Below are 15226 nucleotides of genomic sequence, written 5' to 3'. Positions count from 1 at the left end.
CGATCGCGCCTCTATCCGTTCACCGCCGCCGTCGCCAGGTCGCGGATCGTGGCGTTGGCGATGGTCAGTTTGGCGAAGGTCCAGCCGGAGCCGGACTGTTCGATCTCGTCCACCGAGGCGCGCACGCCCTCGACCGCCGCCTGTTTGGAGCCGATCCAGGCGTCCACGGCGCCCTCGGCCGCATCCTCGCTGACGCCGACCGACGGATCGGAGGCGCGGGCGACGGCGCGGGTCAGGGTCGCCTGCTCGTTCATCAGATCCTCGATCAGGCGACGGACGGCCAGGCGATCGAAATGATCCGCAGACGGAATGGAGCCGGCGGCGGCGCGCAGACGGTCGAAGTCGAAGGCCGCCCCGACCTGGTGATACAGGCGCGCCATGGCCGCGACGGGCCAGTTCGCTTCCTGGGCCAGGTCGCCGATGTCGGAGGCGGCGACCAGCGGGCGCATGATGGCGATGCTGCGGGTCAGATCCTCGGGCGCGCCATGGTCGGCGAAGGTCTTGACCCGCGCGTCCAGACGCCCCTGTTCGAAGCGCGACAGGACGGCCGAACCCTCCGCCTGAAGGGCGTCGGCGATCGGGCGATAGCGGTCGATCAACGCCTGGACTGACAGGCCGCCCTTGGCGCGGCGGGCCAGCCAGAAGGTCTGGCGACGCAGGACCACGGCGATTTCCTGATAGAGGGCCGTCTGGGCCTCGGCCGAGATCTTCAGGTCCAGGGCCGAGACGGCGTCCCAGGCCTGGTCCAGGCGGAAGACGCGGCGGGCGGCCTCGAAGGCGATGATCAGGGCGGTGGTGTCGCATTCCGCCGAGCCGCGCAGGCGGTCGGGGAAGGTCGGGCCGCACATGTTGACGACTTCGTTAGCCATGACGGTGGCGATGATCTCGCGCCGCAGCCGGTGGCTCTTCATCTCCGGCTCGAACCGGGCCAGGGCGTCGGGGAAGTAGCGGACCAGGATCTGTTCGAAGAAGGGATCCTCGGGTGCTTGCGAGGCGACGATGTCGTCCGACAGCTCCAGCTTGGCGTAGGCCATCAGGACCGCGAGCTCGGGCCGGGCCAGCGGAACGCCCGCCGCCATCAGCTCCTTGACGCGGGCGTCGTTGGGCAGGCCCTCGACCTTGCGGTCCAGCTTGCCGCGCGCCGACAGGGTCTGCATGAACCGCTGCTGGGCGTCCAGGGCGCCGACGCCTTCGGCCTGTTGCAGGGTCAGGGCCAGGGTCTGGTCGTAGTTGTGGGCCAGAACCTTGAGGCCCACCTCGTCGGTCATGGAGGCCAGCAGGGCCGGACGCTCCTCGACCGGCAGTTCGCCGTTGGTCACAGCCGATCCGACCAGGATCTTGATGTTGACCTCATGGTCGGAGGTGTCGACGCCGGCGGAGTTGTCGATGGCGTCTGTGTTGATGCGACCGCCAGTTTGGCCGAAGCCGATGCGGCCCGCCTGGGTGAAGCCCAGGTTGGCGCCCTCGCCCACCACCTTGACCCGCAGTTCGTCGGCATTGATCCGCAGGGCGTCTGTGCCCTTGTCGCCGACCTGGGCATCGGTCTCGGCCGCCGATTTCACATAGGTGCCGATGCCGCCGAGATAGAGCAGCTCGGCCGGCGCCTTCAGGATGGCGCGGATCAGGCTGACGGGGTCCAGCACATCGTCGGTGATGTCCAGCGCGGCCTTGATCTGGGGCGTAAGTTCAATCGACTTGGCCGAGCGGGAGAAGACGCCGCCGCCTTCCGAGATCAGGGCCTTGTCATAGTCCTGCCAGGACGAGCGGGGCAGGTCGAACAGGCGCTTGCGTTCCGTCCAGCTGGTCACATGGTCCGGGTTCGGATCAATGAAGATGTCGCGGTGATCGAAGGCCGCGACCAGGCGCGTGGCCTTGGACAGAAGCGCGCCGTTGCCGAACACGTCGCCGGACATGTCGCCGACGCCGACCATGGTGAAGGGCTGGGTCTGGATGTCCTTGCCCATCTCGCGGAAGTGGCGCTTGACCGCCTCCCAGGCGCCGCGCGCCGTGATGCCCATGGCCTTGTGGTCGTAGCCGATGGAGCCGCCCGAGGCGAAGGCGTCGCCCAGCCAGAAGCCGTAGGAGGCCGAAACCCCGTTGGCGATGTCGGAGAAGGTCGCCGTGCCCTTGTCGGCCGCCACGACCAGATAGGGGTCGTCCCCCTCCCACGCGATCACATTGGCCGGATGGGTCACAGAACCGTCGGCCGCGATATTGTCGGTGATGTCCAGCAGGCCCGACAGGAAGGTGCGATAGGCGCGGATGGCCTCGCCCTGAATGGCCTCGCGGTCCGTCGTGCGGGGCAGTTGCTTGGGATAGAAGCCGCCCTTGGAGCCGACCGGCACGATGACGGCGTTCTTGACCTGCTGCGCCTTGACCAGGCCCAGCACCTCGGTGCGGAAATCGTCGCGACGGTCCGACCAGCGCAGGCCGCCGCGCGCGACGGGGCCGAAGCGCAGGTGGACGCCCTCGACGTGCGGCGCCCAGACGAAGATCTCGCGATAGGGTTTGGGCAGCGGCAGGTCCTCAAGCTCGCGCGAGGCGATCTTGATGGAGATGTGCGGCTTGGGCGCGCCGTCGGCGTCCAGCTGATAGTAGTTTGTGCGCTTGATCGCCCCGATCAGGGCGGCGATGCGGCGCAGGGCCCGGTCGTGATCCAGGCTCTTCACGTCCTGCAGCAGGGCGACGATCTTGTCGTTCAGCTCGGCGGCGGCAGGCGCGCGATCATCGGCAGAGCCGCCAGTCGGTTCGAACTTGGCCTTGAACAGCGACAACAGGGCGCGGGCCACGTCGGGATATTCGCGCAGGGCCTCTTCCTGCACCGTCTGCGACGGGTCCAGGCCGGTCTGCTGGCGATAGTGGGCCAGGGTGCGGATCAGGGCCGCCTCGCGCCATTCGACGCCCAGTTCGATCACCAGGCGGTTGAAGCCGTCGCTTTCGTTGCGGCCGGTCCAGACGGCGGCGAAGGCATCCTCGAACGGGCCCTTCACATCATCGAAGACCAGCGCCTCGCCGCGCGGATCCTCCATCAAAAACTCGTGGACATGGATCTCAGTCTCGCCCGCCGGCCGGATCGGATAGCCGTATTCCTCCAGCGTCTTCAGGCCCATGTCCGCCAGGATCGGCAGAACGTCGGACAGGGGCACGGCCGGACCGCGCCGATAGAGCTTGAAGCGGAATTGCAGGCGGCTATCGTCAGCGGAACGGAAGGCGCGCACGGCGACGGCCTTGCCTTCGCCCGGCAGACCGGTCTCGTTCAGCCGGTTCACATATTTCAGATCGATCGCGGCCTCGTCTGCGTCATAGCGATCGCGGTAGGCGGCGCCGAAGGCGCGGGCCCATTGGGCGCTCAGCGGCCCGACTGACACCTCTTCCACGCCCGAACGGCGCAGGGCGCCCTCGAACCGGTCCACCCAGCCGCGTCCGGCCTCAGCGACATCGGCCTCCAGCTGGACCGGATCGGGGATCGGATGTTCGCCCGGGTTCACGCCGATGATGTAGTGGACCCGTACCAGGGGCGCATCCGACAGTTGCGGATACCAAGCCGAGATCCGGCCGCCCCAGGCGCGGGCGACGATCTGGCCGATCCGTTCGCGCACGGCGGAATCGAACTTCTCGCGCGGGATGAAGCACAGGACCGAGACGAAGCGGTCGAACGGGTCCTGACGCGAGAACAGGCGGATACGCGGCCGGTCGTAAAGGTGAAGGATGCCCAGGGCGATGGACAGCAGCTCGTCCTCCGTGACCTGGAACAGCTCGTCGCGCGGATAATTCTCAAGGATATTCTTGAGGCGTTTTTCGTTGTGACTGCCCGGCGCCTTGTCGGCGCGGGCCAGGGCGTTGGCCACCTTGCGACGGAGCAGCGGCACCTCGGTCGCCAGTTGGTCGTAGGCCTCGGAGGTGAACAGGCCGACGAAACGAGTCTCACCCGTCGCCTTTCCGTCCGGGCCGTAACGCTTGACCCCGACGTAATCCATGTAGGCGCGACGATGCACGCGCGAGCGGGCGTTCGCCTTGGCCACCGTCACCGGCTCGCTGAGGTCCAGCTGACGGCGCATCTGACGCGTCAGGACCGCCGGCTCGGACGCGCGGCGCAGCACAGTGCGTTCCGGGTCGGCGAGAATGCCCAGGCCGTCGGTGGACTGGCCCAAGGGCGCCTCGGCCTCATAGTCGCCGTCGGCGTTCAGCGGATAGTCGTAGTCGCGGGCGCCCAGGAAGACGAAATGGTCGCTCTTCAACCATTTCAGGAAGGCGATGTTCTCGGCAAGCACGGCGGGATCGACCGACGGAGGGGTCACCTCCAGCCGCTCCACGGCCTGGCGCATCAGGGCCGTCATGGCCTCGTGGTCGGCGACGGCGGCGTGAACGTCCGACAGGCTCTGGGCCAGACCCTCGCCCAGGACGTCGCGACGTTCCTGCGGCACGCTGTCGATGACCAGCATGATGATCGACAGGCGACGGCCGTCCAGCTCGACCACCGGGTGAAACAGGGCGCGCACCGAAACACCGGCCTCAGCCAGGGCGCCCATGACGCTGTCGACCAGGAAAGGGGCGTCTTTCTGGACGATGCGAACCAGGTCGTAATCCAGCGCCTTGCCGTCCGCGCCCTGCATCGGGCCGACGGTGATGGCGGGCGCGGCGGCGTCCGCGGGGTAGGTCTTGGCGGCGGTCCAGGAGGCGGCGAGCAGGGCGGCCAAATCCTCGCCGTTCAGCTCGGGCGTCTCGTCGGCGGCATAGTCCTCGTGCGCCTGGGTCAGATAGGCCTGCTCCGCCGCGCCCGGTCCGGTTCCCACGATCCGGGCGAAGGCCGCCTCCAGCGCGGCCTTGGTGATCGGCTGAACGGAGGATTGGCGCAGATCGGGGACGGTCATGGACGAGCAGTCTCGAACGACGCGGCAGGGCCGCAAGGAATGCGGCGCGACGCGGCGCCACCTCCGCTGACTAGGCCAGGTCCGGTCGCTCGGGAAGCCCCTGGCGATCGATCGTTGTGATGATCAGTGATAAGGTTGGAATTATTGTGCAGCGCCACAAAGCAGAAAGCCGCCGAACTGGGGGAGTCCGGCGGCCTGCGCGAGCGGCGCCTGGAGGGGAGGGGAGGGCGCCGGTCTCGCTTCGCTGCGGTTCGGAGGGGGGAGTGTCCCGCAGCGTCGGAAACAGAAATGGGAAGCGCGTTTCTGCGTTCAAGAGCGCGCGCCGGGGATTCTTCGCGACATTTTGGCCTCTGTCTGACGCCGACCGCTGGCGTGAACAACGGATTTCGATGCTATGCGTTGTGTGGGGTCAAAGGTGAAGCTGGAGCACCCGATCATATGCGTCGCTTTCTTTTAGGATCGATCGTGGCCGCCGTGGTCGGCCTGTTGCTCGCGGGTGCGGGATACTGGGCCTATTGGAACTTCTATTCGCGGTTCCAGCCGGTCACGATCAGCCGCAATCAGGCCGAGGTCCAACAACTGCTGGACGAGGCGTCGTGGGTGTCGGACGGCAGCGGCGGGCAGGCCCTCTATATCGTCACCTATCGCGACAGCGCCTCGGCCCATCGCTACCAACGCGACGAGGTCGCCAAGCTTAAGGCCGCAGGGATCGAGACCCGGTTCATCCTGTTCGCTCGCCCCGATCTGGAAGGCGCGCCGCAATCGACGGCGGCGGAACGCGCCACGGTCGCCGAACTGTGGCTGACGCGCGACTGGCCGCTTTACGAACGCTGGATGGCCACCCCAGCGAACAGTTGGACCGCCGCCGGCGTCCCCCAGGCGGACGGCAATCTGGCGCGGACGGCCGTGGTCGAGGCCGGGCGCCGGTTCGACGAACGGCTGAGCCGGCTGCTGAAGGAATCCGGCGTCGAGATCAGCTATCCGCTGATCCTGTGGCGCGACCAGAACGGCTTCCTGAAAGCTTGCGGATGCGCCGACCGTCGCGCCTGGGCCTTCATCCGCGACGATGTCGGCGCGCCGGATCGGCTGGGAGCGTCCGAGGATGCGCCGCTCGCGCCCGATGCCGAGGCGCCGGTGCAGGACGGTCAACCCTCAGCCATGCCCTATCCGGCCTTGCCGACGATCCCGCCGGTCGATGCGCCGAACACAGGCGTGACGCCGACGCCGGGCTCGCCCCAGACTGGGGCCCAGACCCGACCCACGACGCCGCCCGCGTCGAACCGGCCGACCACCCCGCCACGCACTGCGCCGGCGCCGACCAAGCAGGACGACACGACCTTCTATTGATCAGAGGGTTCGGCAGGCGGCGATCAGGCGATCGACGTCCTCGGCGTCCTGATACAGGCCGAAGCCGAAGCGGATCACGTCGTCGCGAACATCGGCGACCACGTCCGCCTGACGCAGACCCGCGCACCAGGCCTGGGCGTCAGGATGGCGCAGGGCCAGGAAACGGGCGCGCGGCGCATCGCCGACCACCGGGTTGAGGAATTCCGCCTGGCCCAGCATGCCTGCGCGACCGTCCCGGACCGCCGCCTGGAAGCGGCCTGCCAGATCACGAGAGTGGGCGGCGACGGCGGCGGTGCCGAGCCCGTGATCGTCCAGCATCCGGCGCGCCGCGTTGAAACGATACAGCGCCGAACAGTCGAAGGTCGCACCCCAGAACCGGCCGCCATCGCTGCGGTACTGAACCGCGCCGGGCGGTCCCGACAGATCGCCGAATTCCGCGAACCAGCCGGTGATCACCGGGCGCGGGCAGAAGCCGGGCGGGGCGTGCAGGAAACAGGCGCCCTCGCCCGCCATGGCGTATTTGTAGCCGCCGGAAACGTAAAAGACCCGATCCGCCACCGCCGACAGGTCCGTCGGCGTCGCCATGAAGCCGTGATAGCCGTCGATCAGGACCCACGGCCCCTCGGGCCGGGCCAGGGCGGCGAGATCCTCGATCCGGTCGAACATACCGCCGGTGCGGAAGAAGACCTGACTGACCACGATCCAGTCGTAGCCCCCCTTGCTGGCCTCGGCCATGAACCGATCAGCAAAGGTGTCGAAGGGCGCCAGAGGCACGCGCGTCACCACCGCCGCGCCGATCTCCTCCCACCGCTCGGCCTGACGGCGGAAGGAGTGAAACTCGCCGTCCGTCGCCAGGATGCGGACAGGCGTCCGCTCCACGCCCGAGAACAGGCGCAGCAGGAAGTCGTGGGTGTTGGACGAGAAGACGACGCTGTCGGGCGAAGGCAGTCCAAGCTCGGCCGCGACATGGGCCTGAGCCTCGGGGATCACCTGACCGAAAACGAGATCCCACTTGTGGTCGGCGTGAAGATTGGCGTCCAGCCAGGTCTGTTGCTGCGCCTCGAAACTGGCGTCGGGCCACAGGTGATGGCTGTGCGCCGCGAAATGCAGCCGCTCCGGGGCCGCCGACAGGGCGCGGGAGAAGAGGGACTTGTAAGTCATCCCTTTTCTTACCGGCCTAACCGCCGTCGCGCCAAGCGCTCAAGCAGAGAGCCGCCGCGCGGCGAGCGATAGCGCCGCGCGTAGCGCGCCTCTTAAACGAGCGCCCCGTGGCAGTGTTTGAACTTGCGGCCCGAGCCGCAGGGGCAGGGGGAATTGCGGCCGGTCATTTCCCAGCCGGGGGGCAGCATTTCGATCGGCAGTTTGGAGCGATCGTCGCCGATCAGCGTGCCTTCCGGGTTCTGGGCCGACGGATTGGCCATCTCGTTCTCGCCGGTGCCGGGGTTCAGGTGGATTTCCTGGAACTCTGGCAGTTCGGGCGGGGCCTGGAAGCGGAACTCGACCGTCATCAACCAGCGCGTCACGTTGTGGCGCAGGTCGTAGAGCAGGCTTTCGAACAGGGAGAAGGCCTCGGTCTTGTATTCGTTCAGCGGGTCGCGCTGGCCATAGCCGCGCAGGCCGATGACGCCGCGCAGATGGTCCAGGTGGACCAGGTGCTCGCGCCACTGCATGTCGATCATCTGCAGCATGAACTGCTTTTCGAGGCCGCGTGTCTGGTCGGCGCCGATCTGTTCCAGGCGTTCGGCCGCGCGGGCGTCGGCGGCCGCCAGAAGCCGGTCCTCGATCTCCTCGTTCGACACGCCTTCCTCGGCGGCCCAGTCGTGCAGCGGCAGCTCCAGACCCAAAGTCGAGCGGACCTTTTCGTCCAGGCCGTCGATGTCCCACTGTTCGGCATAGGCCTTGGGCGGCATGTAGCGTTCGACCAGATCGGACACCACGTCGCGGCGGAAGTCGCCGACCAGTTCGGACAGGTCTTCGGAGTCCATGAACTCCTGGCGCTGTTCGAACACGGCCTTGCGCTGGTCGTTCACGACGTCGTCGTATTTCAGCAGGTTCTTGCGGATGTCGTAGTTGCGGGTTTCGACGCGCTTCTGGGCGGTCTCGATGGCGCGGTTCAGCCAGGGGTGGGTGATGGCCTCGCCTTCCGCCACGCCGAAGGTCTTCATGATCGAGTCGAGACGGTCGCCGGCGAAGATGCGCAGCAGGTCGTCCTCGCACGACAGGTAGAATTTCGAGGTGCCGGGGTCGCCCTGACGGCCCGTGCGGCCGCGCAGCTGATTGTCGATCCGGCGGCTCTCGTGGCGTTCGGTGCCCAGGACGAACAGGCCGCCGGCGTCCAGGGCGATCTTCTTCTGGACGGCGATGTCGGCCTTGAACTGGGCCTCTTGGGCCACTTCCATCTCGTGGGTGACCTCGACCGCCATGTTGCGCTGTTCGAGCATCCACTTCTGCATCTTCATTTCGAGGTTGCCCCCGAGCTGAATGTCGGTGCCGCGGCCGGCCATGTTGGTGGCGATGGTCACCACGCCCGGTAGACCGGCGTCGGCGACGATATAGGCCTCCTGCTCGTGCTGGCGCGCGTTCAGGACGCTGTGCGGAATGCCGCGCAGCTTGGTCTCGTAGGTGATGTCATAGGCGGCGTCGCCGATCTTCTCGGCTTCCTTGGCCTTGCCAGCATATTCCGGCTTGAGCGCGCGCGAGACCTCGACCTTGTATTCGAACTTGCTCAGCAGGTCCGACAGCTGTTCCGAACGCTCGATCGAGACCGTGCCGACCAGGATCGGCTGACCCGCCAGGTGACATTCGGCGATCTGTTTGGCGATGGCCTGGTTCTTTTCGGCGTGGGTCCGATAGACCTCGTCGTCATAGTCCTTGCGCTGGATCGGCCGGTTGGTCGGCACTTCCAGCACGTCCATCTTGTAGATGTCGCCGAATTCCTGGGCCTCGGTCGCGGCCGTGCCGGTCATGCCGGACAGTTTTTCGTACAGGCGGAAGTAGTTCTGGATCGTCACCGAGGCCAGAGTCTGGTTCTCGGGCTGGATCTTGACGTCTTCCTTGGCCTCGATGGCCTGGTGCAGGCCTTCGGACAGGCGGCGGCCGGTCATCATCCGGCCGGTGAATTCGTCGATCAGGACGATCTCGCCGCCCTTGATGATATAGTCCTTGTCGCGCTGATACAGGGTGTTGGCGCGCAGGGCCTGGTTGGCGTGGTGGACCAGGCTGATGTTGGCGGCGTCGTACAGACCGGTGGTGTCGGCGGCGAAGTGACCGCCCGCCTCCAGCGCCTCTTCGATCCGTTCCGAACCCAGTTCGGTCAGCAGGACCTGCTTCTGCTTCTCGTCGAGCTCGTAGGCGTCCTTGTCCTTGATCAGTTCCTTGATCAGGCCGTCGAGGATTTTGTACAGGTCCGACCGGTCCTCGGTCGGGCCGGAGATGATCAGCGGCGTGCGCGCCTCGTCGATCAGGATGGAGTCGACCTCGTCGACGATGGCGAAGTTGTGCGGGCGCTGCACCATCTCGCGCCGGTCATAGACCAGGTTGTCGCGCAGATAGTCGAAGCCGAACTCGTTGTTGGTGCCGTAGGTGACGTCGGCGTTGTAGGCCGCCTGGCGCTGGCCCTGAGACAGGCCGTTGACGATGACGCCGACCTCAAGACCCAGGAAGCGATAGACCTTGCCCATCGTCTCGGCGTCGCGGCGGGCCAGGTAGTCGTTCACGGTGATGACATGCACGCCCTTGCCGGGCAGGGCGTTCAGATAGACGGGCGCCACGGCGACCAGGGTCTTGCCCTCGCCGGTCCGCATCTCGGCGATGCCGCCTTCGTGCAGGATCATGCCGCCGGCCAGCTGAACGTCGTACTGACGCTGGCCCAGCACCCGCTTGGACGCCTCTCGCACCACGGCGAAGGCCTCGGGCAGGATCTTGTCCAGGGTCTCGCCATTGGCCACCCGGTCGCGGAAGGCGTCGGTCATCATCCGCAGTTCGTCGTCGGACAGGGCCGCGAACTTGGGCTCCAGCGCATTGATGCGCTGGGCGTGGTCCTGGAAGGCCTTGACCTTGCGGTCGTTGGAAGAGCCGAAAAGTTTCTTGGCGAAGCCGAGCATGTTGGATCCGGTAGCGGTCGAGCGTCTGCGAGCTGAGCGGCTCTGAAATCCCGTGAGGGGCGGCGATACGGACGCCGCGAGAGAGGCCCTGAACGATCACGGCCCCGGAGCGCCGCATCAGGCGCGCGCGAAGGGCCGCGCAGACGATCAAAACCCCTCGACTTGGGCGCAGGCGGGACTTAAGCACCGGCCTAACCCCTGTCAACGCGAGGGGCTTTCGGCCGCCTTCGACGGAGCGCCCCCTTGACCCCCTTCCGCCGACCTTCGAACCTCCTGACGACGGCGCTTTTGGCCGCTGTCCTTTCGACAGCCGCCTGTTCGCGATCCGGCGACGACCGGCCGCCTGAACAGGGCGATCAGGCCGTGGCGACGGTGCAGGACGAGACCATCTGGGCCTCGGACGTGAAGCGCGAGGCGGTGGCGCAAGGGTTGATCGGCGAGGGCGAGGCGCTGGATGCGACCTCGGATCTTTTCCGCCGCGTGCTGGACGAGGTGATCGATCAAAAGCTGCTGGCGGGCGAGGCGCAACGGCGGCGACTGGATTCCTCGCCCCTGGCGCAGCGGCGGCTGGAGGCGACCCGCGAGCGTATCCTGGGCGACATGCTGGTCGAGAGCGTGGTCAACAAGGCCGTGTCCGACCAGGCCGTGCAGACCCTTTATAATGAGCAGCTTCGGCTGGCGAAGACCTCCGAAGAGATCCGCGTGCGCCTGATCCTGTCGCGCACCAAGCCCGAGGCCGACGCGGTGATCGGCATCCTGGGCCAGGGCGCCGGGTTCGAGGCGGTGGCGGCGGAACGGTCGGTGGACGAGGCGACGCGCTTCTCCGGCGGGGATCTGGGCTATTCGACGCTGGACGTCATGCCGCAAGCCTATGCCGACGCCCTGCGCGACAAGCCGGCCGGATCGACCGTCGGGCCGTTCCAGACCGAGGGCGGCTGGGCCGTGCTGCGGGTCGAGGATCGGCGCAAGGAGAACCCGCCCACGCTGGAACAGGCGCGCCCCCAGATCGTGCGCTATCTGACCTATGAGGGTGTACGACAGTTGCTGGAACAGTTGCGCGGCAAGGCCAAGGTCGATGTGCGCCTGCCTGCACAGTCGCCGCCCGTCGCATCCGCGCCGGCCCCGTCGTCCACCCCGTCTCCCGCACCGGCCGCCTGACATGACCAAGCCCCCCTCCACGACCGGCCAGAAGATCGAGCATGCGTTCGAAAAGGCGCTGGACCCGTTCGCCACGGCCCTGAAGCGCGCGACGCGCACGCCTGGATCGGACGCGGCGGCCACGACGCCCGCGCCCGCGCCCGCCGCCGGCAAACCGGGACTGAAGATTTCGCCCCTGGCCGTGCCGTTTCCCACCATTCCGCCCATCGGCGGGGTCGAGATCGCCACAGCGCGGGCCGGCTTCTACAAGCACGAACGCGACGACCTGGTGGTGTTCCGCTTCGCGCGCGGCACCAGCTGCGCCGGGGTCTTCACCCGCCACAAGATCGGCTCGGCGCCGGTCGACTGGTGCAAGAAGCATCTGACAGGCCCTGATGGCGGCAAAGACGTGCGCGCCCTGGTGGTCAACGCCGGTTGCGCCAACGCCTTCACCGGCAAGGCCGGCGCCGACGCCGCGCGCCGCACAGCCTCGGAAGTCGCCAAACGTTTCGGCTGTCGCCAGCGCGACGTCATGCTGGCCTCGACCGGGGTGATCGGCGTGGTGCTGGACGAAAAGAAGATCGTCGCCAAACTGCCCGAGATCGAACAGGGACTCGATTCCGACGCCTGGGCCAGGGCCGGTCGGGGCATCATGACCACCGACACCTTCTCCAAGGGGTCGTATGCCGAGGCCGAGATCGAGGGATACAAGGTCCGTATCGCCGGGATCGCCAAGGGCTCCGGCATGATCGCGCCGGACATGGCGACCATGCTGGCCTTCATCGTCACCGACGCCGACATCCATCCCAATGTGCTTCAGGCGCTGCTGGGCCTGCACGTCCGCACCACCTTCAACAGCGTGACGGTGGACGGCGACACCTCGACCAATGACACGGCCTTGCTGTTCGCCACCGGAACCTCTGGCGCGCCGCGCATCGGGCGGGTGGGGGATCGCCGGCTGAAAAGCTTCTCGGCCGCCCTCGACAAGGTGATGCTGGACCTGGCGCACCAGTTGGTGCGCGACGGCGAGGGCGCGACCAAGTTCGTCAAGGTGACGGTGGACGGCGCAGCCAGCCCCGCCTCGGCCCGAAAACTGGCCAAGTCCATCGCCGACAGCCCCCTGGTCAAGACCGCGATCGCCGGCGAGGACGCCAACTGGGGCCGGGTCGTCATGGCGGTGGGCAAGACCGAGGAGCCGGTGGATCGCGACCGCCTGGGCATCAGGTTCGGCCCGAACGTCGCGGCCGTCGACGGCGCCCCGTCCGCCACCTACGACGAGGCGAAGATGAGCGCCTATATGAAGAACCCCGAGATCGACATCACCGTCGACGTCGGCGCTGGCCGGGCCTCGGCGACCGTCTGGACCTGCGACCTGACCAAGGGCTACATTGAGATCAACGGCGATTATCGCTCGTGACCGACACAACGCTTCCCACCGTCCTAGTCGTGGCCGTCGCTCTCATCGATGTGGACGGGCGGGTGCTGATCGCCAAGCGGCCTCAGGGCAAGAAGCTGGCCGGCCTGTGGGAGTTTCCGGGCGGCAAGGTCGAGCCGGGAGAACGGCCTGAGGAGGCCCTGATCCGCGAGCTGAAGGAAGAACTGGGTATCGACGTCAGCGAAAACTGTCTTTCGCCGTTCGTTTTCGCCAGCCACGCTTACGATTCGTTTCACCTGTTGATGCCATTGTATCTGTGCCGACGGTGGGACGGCGTGGTCACGGCGCGTGAGCACGACGGCTTGGCCTGGGTGAAGCCGAACAAGCTTTCGGACTATCCCATGCCCCCGGCGGACGAACCCCTGGTCGCCTGGTTGCGCGACCTGCTCTGATCACCGCCGACCAGGGAGGCCGGCCATGAGACGTCTTATCAGCCGGTTCCTGCGTGACGACGGCGGGGCCACCGCCATCGAATACGGCCTGATCTGCGCCCTGATCTTCCTGGCGATCGTCACCTCGATCGCTGCTTTGGGCAACAGCAACACGGGCGGCTTCGCCGTAACGGTGGACAGGCTGACCACCGCCATAAAGGCCGCCATCGGCGGCTAGTCCGACTCTTCGCCGGTCATTTCCTTTACGCCCAGCACATCGGCAAGCCGCGTCTTGGCCGATCCGCGCGGCAGGGGCTTCTGCTGGCTCTCGTGCGGTTTCCAGCCGGCCAGATGAATGATTTCGAACGTCGCCGGGATGCGACCGTCAGCCTGGGCGTGGCGTTCGGCGTACAAAGTGGCGGCGCGGGCGACGATGCGGCGGTTCAGCGGCCGGACCGAACCATGCAGCACATTGGTCTCGCCCATGGCGCGTAGGTCCCGGATCAGGGCGAACAGATCGGCATAGCGGACGGTGAACCGGTCTACGTCGGAGACGGGAAGGGCCAAACCCGCCCGCTGAAGCAGGGCCGCACCGTCATAGCCGTCGGCGAAGGGCGAGACCCGCGCCTGGGCGCCCCCGCGTTCCTCCAGCTCGACCTCGGTCAGGACCGCGCGTAACTCCTTCAGGGTGCCCGCGCCGAACAAGGTGCCGATGAACAGACCGTCCGGTTTCAGTGCGCGGCGAATTTGAGCCAGGGTGCCGGGCAGATCGTTGGCCCAATGCAGGGTCAGCAGCGACACGATCAGATCGGCCGATCCGTCCGCCAGCGGCAGGCCCTCCGCGCCCGAGGCCGCGCGCTGCGTCAGGGACAAGGGCGTCAGCATCGGACCCACACGACCGGCGGCGTCGCTGGACCGAACCGCGCGTTCGAACACCCCTGGATGGGCGGATAGATCGACCGCAACGGGAAAGTCGCGCAGTATGGCTTCCAGGCTCTCGGCGGCGTTGGCGGCGGCGCGGGCGTGCAGGAAGTCGGCCTGGTCGAACCGGGCGGCGGACCGCGCCAGCCGCGCCTGACGCCGGCTGGTGTCGAAGATGCGCGGGGGGCCTTCGGAAGGAGATTGGGGGGCGGTCATGGACGAACAGGATGGGGGATGGCGACGCGCCTGGGAAGGGGCGGGGCGACAGTTGCGTGGGGCGGGACGCGGCTTGGCGGACCTGATCCTGCCGCCGATGGCGCACGACAGCCGCGAGGCGACGGCCGCCGCAGGCCTGACGCCCGACGCCTGGAGCCGCATCCGGTTTCTGGAGGCTCCGGTCTGCGACGGCTGCGGGGCGGCGTTCGAATATGACGGCGGCGCCTTCGCCGAGGACCGCTGCGCGGCCTGCACCGCCCAGCCCTATGCTTTTCAGCGGGCGCGAGCGGCCTGTCTGTATGACGAGGCGTCGCGGGGGCTGATCCTGCGGTTCAAGCACGGGGACCAGCAGCAGTTCGCGCCCCTGTTTGCCCGCTGGATCGGCCGGTCCGCCGCCGATCTGGTCGAGACGGCCGATGCGGTCGCGCCCGTACCGCTGCATCCCTTTCGCCTGCTGTCGCGCCGCTTCAATCAGGCCGCCGAGATCGCCCGGCCGCTGGCCCGCGACGCAGGCCGCGACTATCTGCCCGACGCCCTGGTCCGCACGACCCACACCACCAGCCAGGGCGGCAAGAGCCAGCGCGGGCGGCGTCTGAACGTCAGGAAGGCCTTCGCCGTGACCGAGGCTGGGCGGCGTCGGATCCGGGGGCGGCGCATCCTTCTGATCGACGACGTGTTGACCACGGGCGCGACCGGAGAGGCCTGCGCGCGCGCCCTGCTCGACGCCGGAGCGCGCGGCGTGGACCTGGCCGTCATCGCGCGGGTGCGAAACGCCCGTGAACTGACTATGTAACCCCTATCGCTCCCCGCGCGGCGGCTCGCTGC

Annotated in this window: 10 protein-coding genes; 6 read left to right on the top strand and 4 right to left on the bottom strand. The window is 67.5% G+C overall.

Features of this window, described 5'->3' with window-relative positions; all coding sequences use genetic code 11:
* Positions 1–11 precede the first annotated feature (11 nt).
* Positions 12–4871 (bottom strand): NAD-glutamate dehydrogenase, encoded by a 4860-nt coding sequence (locus tag ACP693_RS01665; protein ID WP_426019440.1) that lies wholly within the window; start codon positions 4869–4871, stop codon positions 12–14.
* A gap of 438 nt (positions 4872–5309) precedes the next feature.
* On the opposite strand from ACP693_RS01665, the gene ACP693_RS01660 reads away from it, so the two are divergent.
* On the top strand, positions 5310–6218 hold the full coding sequence (locus ACP693_RS01660) for a hypothetical protein (RefSeq protein WP_426019441.1): 909 nt from the start codon (positions 5310–5312) through the stop codon (positions 6216–6218).
* On the opposite strand, the gene ACP693_RS01655 is transcribed toward ACP693_RS01660, so the two are convergent.
* Positions 6219–7379, bottom strand: coding sequence for an aminotransferase class V-fold PLP-dependent enzyme (locus ACP693_RS01655; RefSeq protein WP_426019442.1), 1161 nt, complete (start codon positions 7377–7379; stop codon positions 6219–6221). It abuts the gene before it with no gap.
* A 92-nt stretch (positions 7380–7471) separates the two neighbouring features.
* A complete protein-coding gene (gene secA / locus ACP693_RS01650) occupies positions 7472–10321 on the bottom strand; it encodes a preprotein translocase subunit SecA (protein ID WP_426019444.1) in 2850 nt (949 codons plus the stop codon).
* A gap of 243 nt (positions 10322–10564) precedes the next feature.
* Here secA and ACP693_RS01645 point away from each other — a divergent pair, with 243 nt between their 5' ends.
* Genes ACP693_RS01645 through ACP693_RS01630 form a run of 4 tightly spaced genes read left to right on the top strand, consistent with a single transcriptional unit; the run spans position 10565 to position 13502 of the window.
* Positions 10565–11479 carry a peptidylprolyl isomerase gene (locus ACP693_RS01645; protein ID WP_426019445.1) on the top strand — a complete coding sequence of 305 codons (915 nt, stop codon included), beginning with the start codon at positions 10565–10567 and terminating at the stop codon, positions 11477–11479.
* A 1-nt stretch (position 11480) separates the two neighbouring features.
* Positions 11481–12875: a bifunctional glutamate N-acetyltransferase/amino-acid acetyltransferase ArgJ gene (argJ, locus tag ACP693_RS01640; RefSeq protein ID WP_426019446.1), complete on the top strand. Its 1395-nt coding sequence runs from the start codon at positions 11481–11483 to the stop codon at positions 12873–12875.
* A complete protein-coding gene (locus ACP693_RS01635) occupies positions 12872–13285 on the top strand; it encodes a (deoxy)nucleoside triphosphate pyrophosphohydrolase (protein ID WP_426019447.1) in 414 nt (137 codons plus the stop codon). Before argJ ends, ACP693_RS01635 begins: the two co-directional genes overlap by 4 nt.
* 25 nt (positions 13286–13310) lie before the next feature.
* Positions 13311–13502: a Flp family type IVb pilin gene (locus ACP693_RS01630; protein WP_426019449.1), complete on the top strand. Its 192-nt coding sequence runs from the start codon at positions 13311–13313 to the stop codon at positions 13500–13502.
* Here the strand turns inward: ACP693_RS01630 and ACP693_RS01625 are convergent.
* Positions 13499–14401: a methyltransferase domain-containing protein gene (locus ACP693_RS01625; protein ID WP_426019450.1), complete on the bottom strand. Its 903-nt coding sequence runs from the start codon at positions 14399–14401 to the stop codon at positions 13499–13501. The two genes, ACP693_RS01630 and ACP693_RS01625, sit on opposite strands and share 4 nt — an antisense overlap.
* On the opposite strand from ACP693_RS01625, the gene ACP693_RS01620 reads away from it, so the two are divergent.
* Positions 14400–15194 carry a ComF family protein gene (locus ACP693_RS01620; protein ID WP_426019452.1) on the top strand — a complete coding sequence of 265 codons (795 nt, stop codon included), beginning with the start codon at positions 14400–14402 and terminating at the stop codon, positions 15192–15194. The genes ACP693_RS01625 and ACP693_RS01620 overlap by 2 nt on opposite strands.
* The last annotated feature ends 32 nt before the right edge of the window (positions 15195–15226 follow it).

Source organism: Brevundimonas sp. TWP1-3 (assembly GCF_049896085.1).
Lineage (GTDB): Bacteria > Pseudomonadota > Alphaproteobacteria > Caulobacterales > Caulobacteraceae > Brevundimonas.
This window is presented reverse-complemented; position numbering and strand designations above follow the sequence as displayed.

Bases quoted from the DNA above. Each gene is read 5' to 3' on its own strand.
- ACP693_RS01665 (WP_426019440.1), bottom strand. From the start codon at position 4,871: ATGACCGTCCCCGATCTGCGCCAATCCTCCGTTCAGCCGATCACCAAG.
- ACP693_RS01660 (WP_426019441.1), top strand. From the start codon at position 5,310: ATGCGTCGCTTTCTTTTAGGATCGATCGTGGCCGCCGTGGTCGGCCTG.
- ACP693_RS01655 (WP_426019442.1), bottom strand. From the start codon at position 7,379: ATGACTTACAAGTCCCTCTTCTCCCGCGCCCTGTCGGCGGCCCCGGAG.
- secA (WP_426019444.1), bottom strand. From the start codon at position 10,321: ATGCTCGGCTTCGCCAAGAAACTTTTCGGCTCTTCCAACGACCGCAAG.
- argJ (WP_426019446.1), top strand. From the start codon at position 11,481: ATGACCAAGCCCCCCTCCACGACCGGCCAGAAGATCGAGCATGCGTTC.
- ACP693_RS01630 (WP_426019449.1), top strand. From the start codon at position 13,311: ATGAGACGTCTTATCAGCCGGTTCCTGCGTGACGACGGCGGGGCCACC.
- ACP693_RS01620 (WP_426019452.1), top strand. From the start codon at position 14,400: ATGGACGAACAGGATGGGGGATGGCGACGCGCCTGGGAAGGGGCGGGG.
- ACP693_RS01625 (WP_426019450.1), bottom strand. From the start codon at position 14,401: ATGACCGCCCCCCAATCTCCTTCCGAAGGCCCCCCGCGCATCTTCGAC.